The sequence below is a fragment of the Pseudomonas sp. NFPP02 genome (genome assembly GCF_900119355.1).
GTDB classification, from domain to species: domain Bacteria; phylum Pseudomonadota; class Gammaproteobacteria; order Pseudomonadales; family Pseudomonadaceae; genus Aquipseudomonas; species Aquipseudomonas paracarnis.
In genome coordinates this window covers 141,953-156,921 of sequence record NZ_FPJI01000012.1, presented here as the reverse complement: position 1 = coordinate 156,921, position 14,969 = coordinate 141,953, and the positions used below count along the sequence as shown (strand labels likewise).

The window sequence follows — 14,969 nt, the reverse complement described above, 5'->3', positions numbered from 1 at the left end:
CATGACGTCCGCACTGTTTATTCCGGAGCTGGGCCAGTTGGCGATGATCCTCGCGCTGTGCTTTGCCGTGGTCCAGGCCGTGGTGCCCTTGCTTGGTGCCTGGCGCGGCGACCGCCTGTGGATGAGCCTGGCGCAGCCGGCCGCCTGGGGCCAGTTTGCCTTCTTGCTGTTCGCCTTTGGGTGCCTGACCTACGCCTTCATGACCGACGATTTTTCGGTCGCCTACGTTGCCAACAACTCCAACAGCGCGTTGCCCTGGTACTACAAGTTCAGTGCGGTGTGGGGCGCCCACGAAGGTTCGTTGCTGTTGTGGGCGCTGATCCTCGGCGGCTGGACCTTCGCCGTCTCGGTGTTCTCGCGCCAATTGCCGCAAGTGATGCTGGCGCGGGTGCTGGCGGTGATGGGCATGATCAGCATCGGCTTCCTGCTGTTCCTGATCATGACCTCCAACCCGTTCACCCGCATCCTGCCGCAGATCCCGGTGGACGGTCACGACCTCAACCCGTTGCTGCAGGATATCGGCCTGATCGTGCACCCGCCGATGCTCTACATGGGTTATGTGGGGTTCTCCGTGGCCTTCGCGTTTGCCATCGCCGCCTTGCTCGGCGGTCGTCTCGACGCCGCCTGGGCGCGCTGGTCACGGCCATGGACCATCGTTGCCTGGGCCTTCCTCGGTATCGGTATCACCCTGGGCTCATGGTGGGCCTACTACGAACTCGGCTGGGGCGGCTGGTGGTTCTGGGACCCAGTGGAAAACGCCTCCTTCATGCCGTGGCTGGTGGGTACCGCGCTGATTCACTCCCTGGCCGTCACCGAAAAACGTGGCGTGTTCAAGAGCTGGACGGTACTGCTCGCCATCGCGGCGTTTTCCCTCAGCCTGCTCGGCACTTTCCTGGTGCGCTCGGGCGTGCTGACCTCGGTGCATGCGTTTGCCTCAGACCCTGAGCGCGGCGTGTTCATCCTGATCTTCCTGCTGTTTGTCGTCGGCGGCTCGCTCACCTTGTTTGCCCTGCGCGCGCCGGTGGTCAAGAGCCAGGTCGGTTTCAACCTGTGGTCGCGGGAAACCCTGTTGTTGGGCAACAACCTGGTGCTGGTGGTAGCCGCGTCGATGATCCTGCTCGGCACCCTCTACCCGCTGGTGCTGGACGCCTTGAGCGGCGCCAAGCTGTCCGTGGGGCCGCCGTACTTCAATGCGTTGTTCATCCCGCTGATGGGCCTGTTGATGGTGGTGATGGCGGTCGGCGTGCTGGTGCGCTGGAAAGACACCCCGGTGAAATGGCTGGCGGGCATGCTGATGCCGGTGCTGCTCGGCAGCGTGGCCCTGGCGGTGATCGCCGGGTTTGCCTACGGCGACTTCAATTGGGCGGTACTCGCGACGTTCCTGCTGGCAGCCTGGGTGTTGCTCGCGGGGGCGCGGGACATCGTCGACAAAACGCGCCACAAGGGTTTGCTCAAGGGCCTGCCCACCCTGACCCGCAGCTACTGGGGCATGCAGATCGCTCACATTGGTATCGCGGTGTGCGCCCTTGGGGTAGTGCTGTCCAGCCAGAACAGCGCCGAGCGCGACCTGCGCCTGGCGCCGGGCGAGTCCATGGACCTGGCCGGTTACCACTTCATCTTCGAAGGTGCCAAGCACTTCGAAGGGCCGAACTTCACTTCCGACAAAGGCACGGTGCGCGTAGTGCGCAATGGCAAGGAAATCGCCGTGCTGCACCCGGAGAAACGCCTGTACACCGTGCAGAGTTCGATGATGACCGAGGCTGGTATCGACGCCGGTTTCACCCGTGACCTGTATGTGGCCCTCGGTGAACCCTTGGGCGACGGGGCCTGGGCCGTGCGCGTGCATGTCAAACCCTTCGTGCGCTGGATCTGGTTCGGCGGTTTGCTCACCGGGTTCGGCGGGTTGCTCGCAGCGCTGGACCGGCGCTATCGGGTCAAGGTCAAGAGCCGGGTGCGTGAAGCGCTTGGCCTTTCGGGAGCTGCGGTATGAAGCGTTGGTTGATGGTTGTGCCGCTGGCGTTGTTCCTGCTGGTGGCGGTGTTCCTGTATCGCGGGTTGTACCTGGACCCTGCCGAGCTGCCTTCGGCGATGATTGGCAAGCCGTTCCCCGCCTTCAACCTGCCAACGGTGCAGGGTGACAAGACCCTGACCCAGGCAGACTTGCAGGGCAAGCCGGCGCTGGTCAACGTGTGGGCCACCTGGTGCATCTCTTGCCGCGTCGAACACCCGGTGTTGAACAAGCTGGCCGAGAAGGGTGTGGTGATCTACGGCATCAACTACAAGGACGACAATGCGTCGGCCTTGAAGTGGTTGGCGGAATTTCATAACCCGTACCAGCTGGATATCCGCGACGAAGACGGCAACCTGGGATTGAACCTGGGTGTGTACGGCGCGCCGGAAACTTTCTTCATCGACGCCAAAGGTGTGATCCGCGACAAGTTCGTCGGCGTGATCGACGAAACGGTGTGGCGTGAGCAACTGGCCGCCAAGTACCAGGCCCTGGTCGATGAGGCCAAGCCATGAAGCGTTGGTTGACCGCTGCCGTTTTAGCCCTGGGCCTGGCCGGCGTGGCCCACGCCGCCATCGACACCTATGAATTCGCCAACGACGCGCAGCGTGAGCGTTTCCGCGACCTGACCAAGGAACTGCGCTGCCCCAAATGCCAGAACCAGGACATCGCCGACTCAAACGCCCCGATCGCCACCGACCTGCGCAGAGAGATTTTCCGCATGCTGGGGGAGGGCAAGGACGACCAGCAGATCATCGACTTCATGGTCGACCGCTACGGTGATTTCGTACGCTACAAACCGGCACTCACCGGCAAGACCGCGCTGCTGTGGTTTGGCCCGGCCGGGCTGTTGCTGGCCGGCGTGGTGGTAATGGCCGTGATCGTGCGTCGGCGCCGTGTCGCACCGATTGATGGCGCCGATGCGCTGTCCCCTGAAGAGCGTAAACGCCTCGACCAATTGCTGGACACCAAGACTGATGATTGATTTCTGGCTCGCAGCCGGTTTGCTGCTACTGATTGCCCTGAGTTTCCTGTTGATCCCTGTGTTGCGTGGCCGTCGTGCCCAGCGTGAAGAGGATCGCACCGCGTTGAACGTGGCGCTGTACCAGGAACGCGTCGCCGAGCTGCAAGCGCAGCAGGACGAAGGTGTGTTGAATACCGCGCAGCTCGACACCGGCCGCGCCGAAGCGGCCCGTGAGTTGCTGGCCGACACTGAAGGTGTGGAAAAGCCCCGCGAATCGCGGTTAGGCAAACCGCTGCCGTTTTTGGCGGCGTTTCTGGTGCCTGTGCTGGGCGTTGCGCTGTACCTGCATTATGGCGCGAGCGACAAGGTTGAACTGACCCGTGAGTTTTCCCAACCGCCGGTGTCCATGGCCGACATGACCCGCCGCCTGGAACGCGCCGCCGCTGCACAACCGGATTCGGCAGAAGGTTTGTACTTCCTTGGGCGCGCCTATATGGCCCAAGACCGTGCCGGCGATGCCGCCAAAGTCTTTGAACGTACGGTTGCGTTGGCCGGGCGCCAACCGGAACTGCTCGGGCAATGGGCCCAGGCGCAGTACTTTGCTGACAACAAACAATGGTCGCCTCAGGTTCAGGCGCTGACCGACGAAGCCTTGAAGCTCGATCCCAAGGAAGTCACCAGTCTTGGCCTGTTGGGTATCGCTGCCTTTGAGGGCCAGCGTTATCAGGAAGCCATCGACTACTGGAACCGCCTGCTCGCGCAACTGCCGCCAGAAGACAATTCCCGTGTCGCCCTGCAAGGCGGGATTGATCGCGCGGCAGAGAAGCTCAAGGAGAGCGGTGGCAGCGTCGCCCAGGCGCCCAAGGCGCTACTGACCGTGCGGGTGGACTTATCTGCCGAAGTGAAGGCCAACGTCCTGCCAGGCGACAGCGTGTTCATCTTTGCCCGCGCCGTAAACGGCCCCCCGGCGCCCTTGGCTGCCAAGCGTGTGACCGTCGACGCATTGCCGGTCACCGTCGAACTGGGCGATGCCGACGCGATGATGCCGCAGTTGAAACTGTCCAACTTCCCCGAAGTCCAACTGGTTGCGCGCATATCCCGGGCCGGCCAACCGACCACTGGCGAATGGATCGGCCGCAGCCAACCGTTGGCCAGCAGCACCACTGCGTTGCAGCAACTGACCGTCGACACTCCGGACCAGTAATTCTGAGGACACACCCATGACCGCATTTGCACGCATCACCTTGCTCAGCCTGGTACTCGGCCTGAGCGCCTGTGCGGTCCACCGCCCACCTCCGGCGCCGACCGGCCCGACTATTCCACCGTCTGGCCCCTCGACCCAGCCGAGCACCAAGCCCAGCACCAAACCTTCCGGCCCGGTGACGCCACCGGCCAAACCCCTGCCAAGCAAGTCGCCGACCTTTGCTCCACCGCCGGGCGCCGCCAGCCACTGGGACGGCAAGATGCAGGTGTACGTGCTCGACGATCAGCCTGATACCTTCTACCGCCAGCGCACTTACTACCGTTGGAGCAACGGCTGGAGCCGCTCCATCAGCCCCAACGGGCCATGGGAAGAGACCAACGTGCAAGGCGTGCCGCCGGGGTTGAGCAAGCAGTACGCGCAATGACAAAAGGCGGCCTGAGGGTTAATGCCAGTCAGTTAAGACAGAATCGGTAACTGTGGCGAGGGAGCTTGCTCCCGCTGGGGCGCGAAGCGGCCCCAAAAATGGGACTGCTACGCAGTCCAGCGGGAGCAAGCTCCCTCGCCACAAGTCACTGGTTGTCTGCTCTAGCTCTTAACTGACTGGCATTAGGCCTGAGGGTCGCCTTTTTCATGGCTTTCAAACGCACTGTGTAGATCACGGTAGGGCCAAGCAATTAAAGCCCGACGCATGCGCCGAATGCGCAGTGCGCTGTAGTGATGTGGCTATCGCTGGCCTGGCGTGGGAAGGATTGCTAGGTATACTTTCCTACGACTATTACGACGTGGCCGCCCGGGTGCAAACCAGGCGCTGCGCAGTGGTCCCGGGGATGCACCTGTCTGGGGACAAGCGAAGAGGGTTTTTAATGGCAGGCAGGTTGATCTATCTCATCGGGCCATCGGGTTCGGGCAAAGACAGTCTGCTGGATGCCGCACGCCCACGTCTGGTTGAGCGTGGGTGCCGCATGGTGCGACGGGTGATCACTCGGTCCGCGGAGGCGGTGGGCGAAGCGGCGCAAGGTGTGAGCCCCGAGCAGTTTGCGGCCATGGAGGCCGAGGGCGCATTTGCCTTGAGCTGGCAGGCTAATGGCTTGTCCTACGGCATCCCCAGGGAAATCGACGATTGGCTGGCCGCGGGGGACGACGTTCTGGTCAACGGTTCCCGTGCGCACCTGGCGCAAACCCGTGAGCGTTATCCGACCTTGCTGGTATTGCTGCTCACGGTGGACCAAGCGGTGCTGCGCCAGCGTCTGATTGCGCGTGGGCGGGAGTCATTGGCGGATATCGAGGAGCGCCTCGCGCGCAATGCGCGGTTCACTGCCGAATTGATTGCCGGTCATGGCGCGGGGTTGTTCGTATTGGATAATTCCGGCCCGTTGGCGCATACCGTCGAACGCTTGCTGTGTTGCCTGGAGCACGGGCATATCGTGAACACCTGACCCAGTAGTGCATGGGTAATGCCAGCGCTCAGATGAAACCCGGAGACGGAGCTCATATTTCTCAATACGCACCCATGCCGACTTGTTGGTGGACTTCAATACGGAGAAGACAAGATCGACCTGTCGCAAATGGCACGCGACGGCAAGATAGCGTTGAACTTCGTTGAAAACTATACAGGGGCGGCAGGGGGCGCGATTGTTTGACGCAATGCGGGGCTGGACTTACTCAATGGTTGATTAAGTCCCGCCCCTTTGTGCGTTGTGAAACGTTTTTATGCGCCGAAGGCCCCGTCAGGACGCTTGGGCAGTGGCCAACGCGGCTTTACGTGACGCGCTCAGGAAGCGCAGCAAGGCCACCAGCGCAAATGCGCTGCCCACCAGCATGACGGCCAACCAGCCGCCATGTTCATACACGCTGCTGGCAATCGCCGAACCGAACGCACCGCCGATAAAAATGCTGGTCATGTACAGCGCGTTCAGGCGGCTACGGCTGTTGGCATCGAGGGCGTAGATGGCGCGCTGGCCGAGGACCATATTCATCTGCACGCAGAAGTCCAGAACCACACCGGTGACTGCCAGGCCGATCACGCTGTAGAGCGGGTGTACCAACGCCGGGAGGAAACTCAGCGCGCCAAACAGCATCGCCAGTAACGAGGCGCGGTGGGTATGGCCGGCATCGGCCAGGCGACCGGCCATGGGCGCGGCGATGGCGCCAAGGGCACCGACCAGGGCAAACAGTGCGATCTCGCTTTGGCTCAGGCCGTGGTTACGCGCCAGTTCCAGTGGTACGGCAGTCCAGAACAGGCTGAAGGCAGCGAACATGCAACCCTGGTAGAACGCCCGCTGGCGCAACAGCGGTTGCTCACGCAACAGGGTGCCCAGGGAGCGCAGCAACTGGCCGTAGCTGGCACTGTGATCGGGCTGGCGCTTGGGGATTGTCAGCATCAGCACCACGCTGATAAACGCCATCAGTGCGGCGGCCGCCATGAACATCGCACGCCAGCCGAAGTGGTCGGCCACCACGCTCGACACCGGCCGTGCCAGCAGGATGCCCAGCAGCAGGCCGCCCATGATGCTGCCGACCACCCGGCCCCGGGATTCGGCCGGCGCCAGGTGTGCGGCCAGCGGAATCAGGATCTGCACCGAGACGGAACTGAAACCGATCAGCAGCGACACCAGCAAGAACAGGTTCGGCTGTTCGATAAACGCCGCACCCAACAGGCTGGCGATCGCCACGACGGTGGTGGTGATCATCAGCTTGCGGTTTTCCAGCAGGTCGCCCAGAGGCACCAGGAAAAACAGGCCCAGGGCATAGCCGATTTGCGTGAGGGACACGATCAGGCTGGCCATTGCCGGTGTCAGGCCAATGTCTGGGGCAATCAGCTCGATGATCGGTTGCGCGTAGTAGATGTTGGCGACGATGGCGCCGCAGCAAAACGCGAACAGCATGACCATGCCCCGGGTCATGGTGCCTGCAGCGTGAGAGGTTGCGTTCATGGTGTACTCATAAAGGCGAAGGACGATGGCGTGAGAGAGTAAAGACAAGGCTCTCAAGTGAGTAGGCTGCTTGTGGTGATATCACTTATGCCGGCTGATGATACATTCAGACACATCTGCCCTACGCAAAAAAGTGGGAGCTGGCTTGCCTGCGATGGCGGTGCACCAGTCACCAGAAATATGACTGATAGATCGCTTTCGCAGGCAAGCCAGCTCCCACAGGTTTGACCGAGTTGATTCAGTCAGATGGGTTATTGGCCAGAGTAGATCTGGTCAAACACCCCGCCATCATTGAAATGGGTCTTTTGCACTGTGCGCCAGTCGCCGAAGGTCTTCTCCACCGACAGGAAGTCCACCTTGGGGAACCGGTCGGTGTACTTTGCCAGCACCTTCGGGTCCCGTGGGCGCAGGTAGTTGTTGGCCGCAATTTCCTGGCCTTCGGGCGACCACAGATACTTGAGGTAGTCCTCGGCCACGGCACGGCTGCCTTTTTTCTCGACCACTTTATCCACCACCGACACCGGCGGTTCGGCTTCGGCGGAAACGCTTGGATAGACCACTTCGAACTGATCACGGCCAAACTCGCGGGCGATCATTTCTGCTTCGTTTTCAAAGGTCACCAGCACGTCGCCAATCTGGTTGGTCATGAAGGTGGTGGTGGCGGCGCGGCCACCGGTGTCCAGCACTGGCGCTTGCTTGAACAACTTGCCAACGAAGGTCTTGGCCTTTTCTTCATCGCCGCCGTTCTTCAGCACGTAACCCCAGGCCGACAGATAGGTGTAGCGGCCGTTACCCGAGGTCTTAGGGTTGGGCACGATTACCTGCACGCCGTCCTTGAGCAGGTCGGGCCAGTCTTTCAACGCCTTGGGGTTACCTTTGCGCACAATAAACACCGTGGCTGAGGTGAATGGCGCACTGTTGTTCGGCAGGCGTGTCACCCAGTTGTCCGGCACCAGCTTGCCGTTGTCGACCAGGGCATTGATATCGGTAGCCATGTTCATGGTGATCACGTCCGCGGGCAGGCCGTCGATCACTGAGCGCGCCTGTTTGCTGGAGCCGCCGAAGGACATCTGCAGCGTCAGCTTGTCGTCCGGATGCTCGGCTGCCCAGTGCTTCTGGAAAGCGGCGTTGTAGTCCTTGTAGAAGTCGCGCATCACGTCGTAGGAGACGTTGAGCAGGGTGGTCGCTGCCTGGGCGGAGCCCGCCAAGGCCAGGCCGGCGGCCAGTAGAGAGGCGCTGAGGATTTTTTTCACTGCTCATTCCTTGTTGTTCGAGAAGAGGGAGGCAATTTGCCAGCGACTATAGCCGGGCCTGCATAGAGCTTTAAAGATTAAAACGAACTTTGCTTATTCCAGTTTGCGAAACAAATTGCTGCCACAGCGCGCGCAAAATGCGGCGTTGGGTTCATGGCTGTCCTTCTTGCACACTGGGCAGTCGGTATGCAGCTGTTCGCCGCGCATGGCACTTGCCAGTTCAGCGGTAAAAATACCCGTCGGCACGGCGATGATCGAGTAACCGGTGATCATCACCAGCGAAGAAATCACCTGGCCCAGGGGCGTCTTGGGCACGATATCGCCGAAGCCCACGGTGGTCAGGGTGACGATCGCCCAGTAGATGCCCTTGGGAATACTGGTAAAGCCATGTTCCGGGCCTTCGATCACGTACATCAAGGTGCCGAACACCGTCACCAGGGTGCACACGCTGACCAGGAACACCACGATCTTCTGCTTGCTGCCGCGCAGCGCCGCCATCAGGTAGTTGGCCTGCTTGAGATACGGGCTGAGCTTGAGCACGCGGAAGATACGCAGCATGCGGATGATGCGGATGATCAGCAGATACTGGGCGTCGCTGTAGTACAGCGCGAGGATGCCGGGGACGATGGCGAGCAGGTCCACCAAGCCATAAAAGCTGAAGGCATAGCGCAGCGGCTTGGGCGAGCAATACAGGCGCAGGCCGTACTCGATGGCGAAGATCAGCGTGAAGCCCCACTCGATATAGGCCAGCACGTCGGCGTAGTTCTGATGGATTGTGTCGATGCTGTCGAGCATCACGATCACCAGGCTGGCGAGGATGATCAGCAGCAGGATGCCGTCAAAGCGCCGCCCGGCGACGGTGTCGCTTTGGAACACCATGATGTAGAGGCGCTGGCGCCAGTCGTTGTTGCTGTCCATAAACCCTGCCTGAAACGAATATCGAGCAAGCCTAGGGCGATTCGAACGGGCTGTCCATGTGAGGCTTGTGCAGCATTCGCTGACCGGCGCGCACCAGCCAGCACGCGAGGATAAATGGCGCGGTCAGCGCGGGCAGGTGCAGGCCGCAAAAGCCAGGGGTGAGCAGGATGGCCAGGCCGATACCCAGCAGTGGCAACCAAGGCTGGCGACGCGACGAGCACAGGGCCAGCCCGGCCAGCGCGGGGTTATAGCTGTGCAGGCCGAGCAGGGCGCCAGTGGGGTCGTTCAACCACAGGCCGGCCAGCATGCCGAGAGTGGCGCCGCCCAAGGCCCACGCGACGGCGCGACGGTCGGCCAGCAGCAAGCCCAGGGCGATCAGCACACCCGCCAGGGGCTGGTCCAGCAGCATGATTTGCCCAAGGCCGATGAAGGGTGCGGCCAGTACAGCGACAGTGTCGGGCTCGCTCAGCGCAAGGGTGTTCTGCGGGGCCTGGCCGAGCAGCAACCAGCCCAGGCCAACAAAGGGCGCGGTGTACGCTGGCAAATCCAGGGGTTGGGTCGCGTGTTTCAACCAGTGCCGAGTGAGGATGGCACTCAAGCCGCCGCACGCCAGGATCAGCGGCGGCACCAGCGCCGACCAGGCAAAGTGCTGGCTGATCAACAGGCCCAGCAATACGCCGTTGTAGCTATACAGCCCGGCCTGGCGCTCGGCTTTGGGATACCCCCGGCGCTGGGCCGTGAGCAACCCTGCGACGCCCCCCAGCAAGGCACCGCCAAGCAAGGCCGGGGCACCGATCAGGATCGCCAGCAGGCACAGCAGGCCGCACAGCGGGTGGCGCTGCAGGAAGATTTGGCTGAAGCCGTTGAGCAGGGCTTCGGCCCAGTCGGGGCAGGTTGGGTTGTGCATTTGGGTTGAGTCAATAAGACCGAGTTGCCCTCATCGCAGGCAAGCCAGCTCCCACATTTGATTGATGTTCGACATGCAAACTCGATCAAATGTGGGAGCCGGGCTTGCCCGCGATGAGGCCCTGACAGGCGCTAAATCAGCGTCTCTATACGCAGTGAATTGGTGGACCCCGGCTGCCCGAACGGCACCCCTGCGGTAATCACCAAGGTATCGCCACGCTGCGCCATGCCCTGGGCCTGGGCGATTTCCAGTGCGGTGGAACACACCTCATCCACCTGGCGCAGCCGATCATTGACCACCGAGTGCACGCCCCACGCCACGCTCAGGCGCCGCGCCGTGGACAGGTTGGGCGTGAGGTTGAGGATCGGCGCCACGGGCCGCTCCCGCGCCGCGCGCAAGCTGGAACTGCCGGACTCGCTGTAGTTCACCAGCACCGCCACCGGCAGGATGCTGCTGATGCGGCGGATCGCGCAGCTGATGGCGTCCGACACCGTGGCATCTGCCTTGGGCCGGCTGACATCCAGCTGTGCCTGGTAGTCCGGGCCGTTTTCCACCTGGCGGATGATCTTGCTCATCATCTGCACCGCTTCCAGCGGGTACTCGCCCGAGGCGGTTTCGGCCGACAGCATCACCGCATCTGCACCTTCGGCCACCGCGTTGGCGACATCGGTGACTTCGGCGCGGGTGGGTGCCGGCGAGAAGCGCATGGATTCGAGCATCTGCGTGGCCACTACCACCGGCTTACCCAGTTGGCGGCAGGTGCTGATGATGTCTTTCTGGATCTGCGGCACGCTCTCGGCCGGCACTTCCACGCCCAGATCACCCCGGGCCACCATGATCGCGTCACTCAGTTCGGCGATTTCACGCAACCGTTGCACCGCCGAAGGCTTTTCGATCTTGGCCATCAAAAATGCTTTATCGCCGATTAGCTCGCGGGCTTCGCGGATGTCTTCCGGGCGCTGCACAAACGACAGCGCCACCCAGTCCACACCCAGCTCCAGGCCGAAGCTCAGGTCGCGGCGGTCCTTGGTGGTGAGTGGGCTCAGTTCCAACAGCGCTTGGGGGACGTTCACACCTTTGCGGTCAGACAGTTCGCCGCCATTGAGCACGGTGGTGTCGATGGCATCGGCATGCTTGGTGATTACGCGCAGGCGCAGCTTGCCGTCGTCGAGCAGCAGGTCCATGCCCGGCTCCAGGGCCGCGATGATTTCCGGGTGGGGCAGGTTGACCCGGCGTTGGTCGCCCAGGGTTTCATCCAGGTCCAGGCGCAGGGCCTGGCCGCGTACGAGCTGCACCTTGCCCTCGGCAAAGCGTCCCACCCGCAGCTTCGGCCCTTGCAGGTCCATGAGGATACCGAGCGGGTAGTTGAGCTGGCGCTCGACCTGGCGAATCCACTGGTAGCGCTGGGCATGGTCGGCGTGGTCGCCGTGGCTGAAGTTGAGACGGAAGATATTTACCCCGGCCTCCACCAGCTCGCGGATGTCGTCGATACCGTCGGTGGCCGGGCCCAGGGTGGCGAGGATTTTGACCTTCTTGTCAGGCGTCATGGTTGGCAGTCTCGAGGATCAGGATGGCGCGGAAGTCGTTGACGTTGGTGCGCGTCGGCTCGGTGACGATCAAGTCGTCCAGGGCGGCGAAATAGCCGTAGCCGTTGTTGTTGTCCAGCTCATCACTGGCCGACAAGCCCAGGGCTTCGGCACGGCGGTAGCTGCAGGGGGTCATGATCGCGCCGGCGTTGTCTTCTGAACCGTCGATGCCATCGGTATCGCCGGCCAGGGCGTACACGCCGGGCAGGCCCTTGAGACTATCGGTGAGGCTCAAGAGGAATTCCGCATTGCGCCCGCCACGACCGTCGCCGCGTACAGTGACGGTGGTTTCGCCCCCCGACAGAATCACGCACGGCGCCGCCAGTGGCTGGCCGTGCTGCACGATCTGCCGGGCGATGCCGGCGTGTACCTTGGCCACATCGCGGGCTTCGCCTTCCAGGTCACCGAGGATCAGCGGGCTGAAACCGGCCTGGCGCACTTTGACCGCCACCGCTTCCAGGGATTGCTGCGGGCGGGCGATCAATTGGAAGTGGCTGCGGGCAAGCACCGGATCGCCAGGCTTGACGGTTTCCGAGGCCGGGTTCTGCAACCAACTGCGCACCGAAGCGGGGGTGTCGATGTGGTAACGCTTGAGGATCGCCAGGGCCTGTTGCGAGGTGCTAGGGTCACCGACGGTTGGGCCCGAGGCAATCACCGTGGCCTGGTCGCCCGGTACATCGGAGATCGCGTAGGTGTACACCGTGGCCGGCCACGCAGCCTTGGCCAAACGCCCGCCCTTGATCGCCGAGAGGTGCTTGCGCACGCAATTCATCTCGCCAATGGTGGCGCCGGATTTAAGCAGGGCTTTGTTGATGGCTTGTTTGTCCGCCAGGGTGATGCCCTCGGCGGGCAGGGCCAGTAATGCCGAGCCACCGCCGGAGAGCAGGAAGATCACACGGTCGTCTTCACTCAGATGGCTGATCAGTTCCAGCACGCGCTGGGCCACGGCCAGGCCGGCTGCATCCGGAACCGGGTGGGCGGCTTCGACCACTTCGATTTTTTTGCATGGCGCGCCATGGCCATAGCGCGTGACCACCAGGCCCGAGACTTCGCCCTGCCAACAATCTTCGACGACCAATGCCATGGCGGCCGCGGCTTTACCGGCGCCGATCACGATCACACGGCCACTGCGGTCGGCAGGCAGGTAGGGTTCAAGGACTTGCCGGGGGTGGGCGGCATCGATGGCTGTGGCAAACAGCTCGCGAAGCAGGTGTTGCGGATCGACCGACATAAGCGGGCTCCCGGGGGATTCTTGTTATTAGAGGTGCAGCGATCGTTCCCACGCTCTGCGTGAGAATGCAGTCCGGGACGCTCTGCGCCCAAAGCGTGACGCGGAGCGTCACAAGAGGCATTCCCACGCGGAGCGTGGGAACGATCAGCGGTGTGGGTTATTTATCGCGAATCGAGAAATTCGCCATGTGCTCCAGGCCCTTGATCAGTGCCGAGTGGTCCCAGTTGCCGCCGCCAATTGCCGTGCAGGTGCTGAACACTTGCTGGGTGCCGGCGGTGTTCGGCAGGTTGATCCCCAGTTCCTTGGCGCCGGCGAGGGCCAGGTTCAGGTCCTTCTGGTGCAGGTTGATACGGAAGCCCGGATCGAAGGTGCCCTTGATCATGCGCTCGCCGTGCACTTCCAGGATCTTGGACGATGCAAAGCCACCCATCAGCGCTTCACGCACTTTGGCCGGGTCGGCGCCGTTTTTGGAGGCGAACAACAACGCTTCGGCCACCGCCTGGATGTTCAGGGCAACGATGATCTGGTTGGCCACCTTGGCGGTCTGGCCATCGCCATTGCCGCCTACCAGGGTGATGTTTTTTCCCATGCTCTGGAACAGCGGCAGCGCGCGTTCGAACGTCTGCGGTTCGCCACCGACCATAATGCTCAAGGTGCCGGCCTTGGCACCGACTTCACCACCGGACACCGGGGCGTCCAGGTACTGCGCGCCGGCCTGGTTGACCTTGGCGGCGAATGCTTTGGTGGCAGTAGGGGAGATCGAGCTCATGTCGATCACCACCTTGTTCGGTGACAGGCCCGCAGCCACGCCGTCGGCGCGAAACAGCACGTCATCGACTTGTGGGGTGTCGGGCACCATGACGATGATGAACTCGGCTTCCTGGGCCACTTGTTGCGGGTTGGCCAGCGCCACGGCGCCGGCGCTGATCAGTTCAGCCGGAGCCTTGCCGTGATGTTCGGAGAGAAACAGTTGATGGCCTGCTTTCTGCAGGTTGGCGGCCATGGGTTGGCCCATGATGCCGGTGCCGATAAATCCGATTTTAGCCATGATCAAAATCCTCTTTTCATGTGGGAGCTGGCTTGCCTGCGATGGCATCACCCCCGTATGCCTGATACACCGAGGTATCCGCATCGCAGGCAAGCCAGCTCCCACATTGTTTTGTGTTGTGTCAGTTGTCAGATGGCGTTGTGGGTTTTGAGCCAACCCAAACCCGCCTCGGTAGTGGTCAACGGCTTGTACTCACAGCCGACCCAACCCGCGTAACCAATGCGGTCCAGATGCTCGAACAGGAAGCGGTAGTTGATCTCGCCGGTACCTGGTTCGTTGCGCCCAGGGTTGTCCGCCAGCTGAATGTGATTGATCTCGCCCAGGTGCGCCGCCATGGTCCGCGCCAGGTCACCTTCCATGATTTGCATGTGGTAGATGTCGTATTGCAGGAACAGATTGGCGCTGCCCACTTGCTCGCGAATCGACAGGGCCTGCGCCGTGTTGTTGAGGTAGAAGCCGGGAATGTCGCGGGTGTTGATCATCTCCATCACCAGCTTGATACCCGCCGCTTGCAGCTTCTCGGCGGCGTACTTGAGGTTGGCGACAAAGGTCTTTTCCACGGTCTCGTCATCAACGCCTTGTGGCCGGATTCCCGCCAGGCAATTGACCTGGGTGTTGCCCAAGACCTGGGCATAGGCGATTGCCAGTTTGACCCCGGCACGGAACTCCTCGACCCGGTCCGGGTGGCAAGCCAGGCCGCGCTCGCCCTTGGCCCAGTCTCCGGCAGGCAGGTTGAACAACACCTGGGTCAGGCCGTTGGCGTCCAACTGCGCCTTGATGTCGGCAGAGCTGAACTCATACGGGAACAGGTACTCCACGCCCTGGAAGCCGGCATCGGCAGCCGCTTTGAAGCGGGCAAGGAAATCCTGTTCGGTAAACAGCATGGACAGGTTGGCAGCAAAGCGCGGCATAGGGTT

General features: G+C 62.2%; 14 protein-coding genes. 6 read left to right on the top strand and 8 right to left on the bottom strand.

All coding sequences use genetic code 11. From position 1 onward, the window contains the following. The first annotated feature begins 1 nt into the window (after position 1). From BT204_RS20885 to phnN, 6 genes are all read left to right on the top strand, one after another. Positions 2-1,990, top strand: coding sequence for a heme lyase CcmF/NrfE family subunit (locus BT204_RS20885; RefSeq protein WP_032892675.1), 1,989 nt, complete (start codon positions 2-4; stop codon positions 1,988-1,990). Further along, entirely contained in the window at positions 1,987-2,523 is a 537-nt protein-coding gene (locus BT204_RS20880) for a DsbE family thiol:disulfide interchange protein (protein WP_034127177.1), read from the top strand. The genes BT204_RS20885 and BT204_RS20880 overlap by 4 nt, the downstream gene beginning before the upstream one ends. Next, the gene (locus BT204_RS20875) at positions 2,520-2,993 is read left to right on the top strand and encodes a cytochrome c-type biogenesis protein (RefSeq protein ID WP_020301388.1); all 474 of its coding nucleotides are present in this window, start codon (positions 2,520-2,522) and stop codon (positions 2,991-2,993) included. Before BT204_RS20880 ends, BT204_RS20875 begins: the two co-directional genes overlap by 4 nt. After that, entirely contained in the window at positions 2,986-4,176 is a 1,191-nt protein-coding gene (gene ccmI, locus BT204_RS20870; RefSeq protein ID WP_072448153.1) for a c-type cytochrome biogenesis protein CcmI, read from the top strand. Before BT204_RS20875 ends, ccmI begins: the two co-directional genes overlap by 8 nt. Positions 4,177-4,192: 16 nt before the next feature. Then, positions 4,193-4,600 carry a hypothetical protein gene (locus BT204_RS20865; protein WP_057976697.1) on the top strand — a complete coding sequence of 136 codons (408 nt, stop codon included), beginning with the start codon at positions 4,193-4,195 and terminating at the stop codon, positions 4,598-4,600. A 439-nt stretch (positions 4,601-5,039) separates the two neighbouring features. Next, on the top strand, positions 5,040-5,612 hold the full coding sequence (phnN, locus tag BT204_RS20860) for a phosphonate metabolism protein/1,5-bisphosphokinase (PRPP-forming) PhnN (RefSeq protein WP_054920110.1): 573 nt from the start codon (positions 5,040-5,042) through the stop codon (positions 5,610-5,612). 291 nt (positions 5,613-5,903) lie between these two features. Here phnN and BT204_RS20855 read toward each other — a convergent pair whose 3' ends face one another. The 8 genes from BT204_RS20855 to hyi all read right to left on the bottom strand — a co-directional run bounded on the left by BT204_RS20855 (position 5,904) and on the right by hyi (position 14,963). Then, positions 5,904-7,109 carry an MFS transporter gene (locus BT204_RS20855; RefSeq protein WP_054898370.1) on the bottom strand — a complete coding sequence of 402 codons (1,206 nt, stop codon included), beginning with the start codon at positions 7,107-7,109 and terminating at the stop codon, positions 5,904-5,906. 251 nt (positions 7,110-7,360) lie between these two features. Further along, the gene (locus tag BT204_RS20850; RefSeq protein WP_034127182.1) at positions 7,361-8,362 is read right to left on the bottom strand and encodes a sulfate ABC transporter substrate-binding protein; all 1,002 of its coding nucleotides are present in this window, start codon (positions 8,360-8,362) and stop codon (positions 7,361-7,363) included. 93 nt (positions 8,363-8,455) lie between these two features. Beyond that, positions 8,456-9,280, bottom strand: a complete 825-nt coding sequence (locus tag BT204_RS20845) for an ion transporter (RefSeq protein WP_014717713.1) — start codon at positions 9,278-9,280, stop codon at positions 8,456-8,458. A 31-nt stretch (positions 9,281-9,311) separates the two neighbouring features. Continuing rightward, positions 9,312-10,187 (bottom strand): urea transporter, encoded by an 876-nt coding sequence (locus BT204_RS20840; protein WP_072448152.1) that lies wholly within the window; start codon positions 10,185-10,187, stop codon positions 9,312-9,314. Positions 10,188-10,318: 131 nt separating this feature from the next. Next, entirely contained in the window at positions 10,319-11,734 is a 1,416-nt protein-coding gene (gene pyk, locus BT204_RS20835) for a pyruvate kinase (RefSeq protein ID WP_034127184.1), read from the bottom strand. Continuing rightward, complete coding sequence (locus BT204_RS20830) at positions 11,724-13,004, bottom strand: glycerate kinase type-2 family protein (protein WP_072448150.1); 1,281 nt, start codon at positions 13,002-13,004, stop codon at positions 11,724-11,726. The genes pyk and BT204_RS20830 overlap by 11 nt, the downstream gene beginning before the upstream one ends. A 157-nt stretch (positions 13,005-13,161) precedes the next feature. Then, positions 13,162-14,052, bottom strand: a complete 891-nt coding sequence (locus BT204_RS20825; protein ID WP_034135176.1) for a 2-hydroxy-3-oxopropionate reductase — start codon at positions 14,050-14,052, stop codon at positions 13,162-13,164. 128 nt (positions 14,053-14,180) lie between these two features. After that, entirely contained in the window at positions 14,181-14,963 is a 783-nt protein-coding gene (gene hyi / locus BT204_RS20820) for a hydroxypyruvate isomerase (protein WP_014717718.1), read from the bottom strand. Positions 14,964-14,969 lie beyond the last annotated feature (6 nt).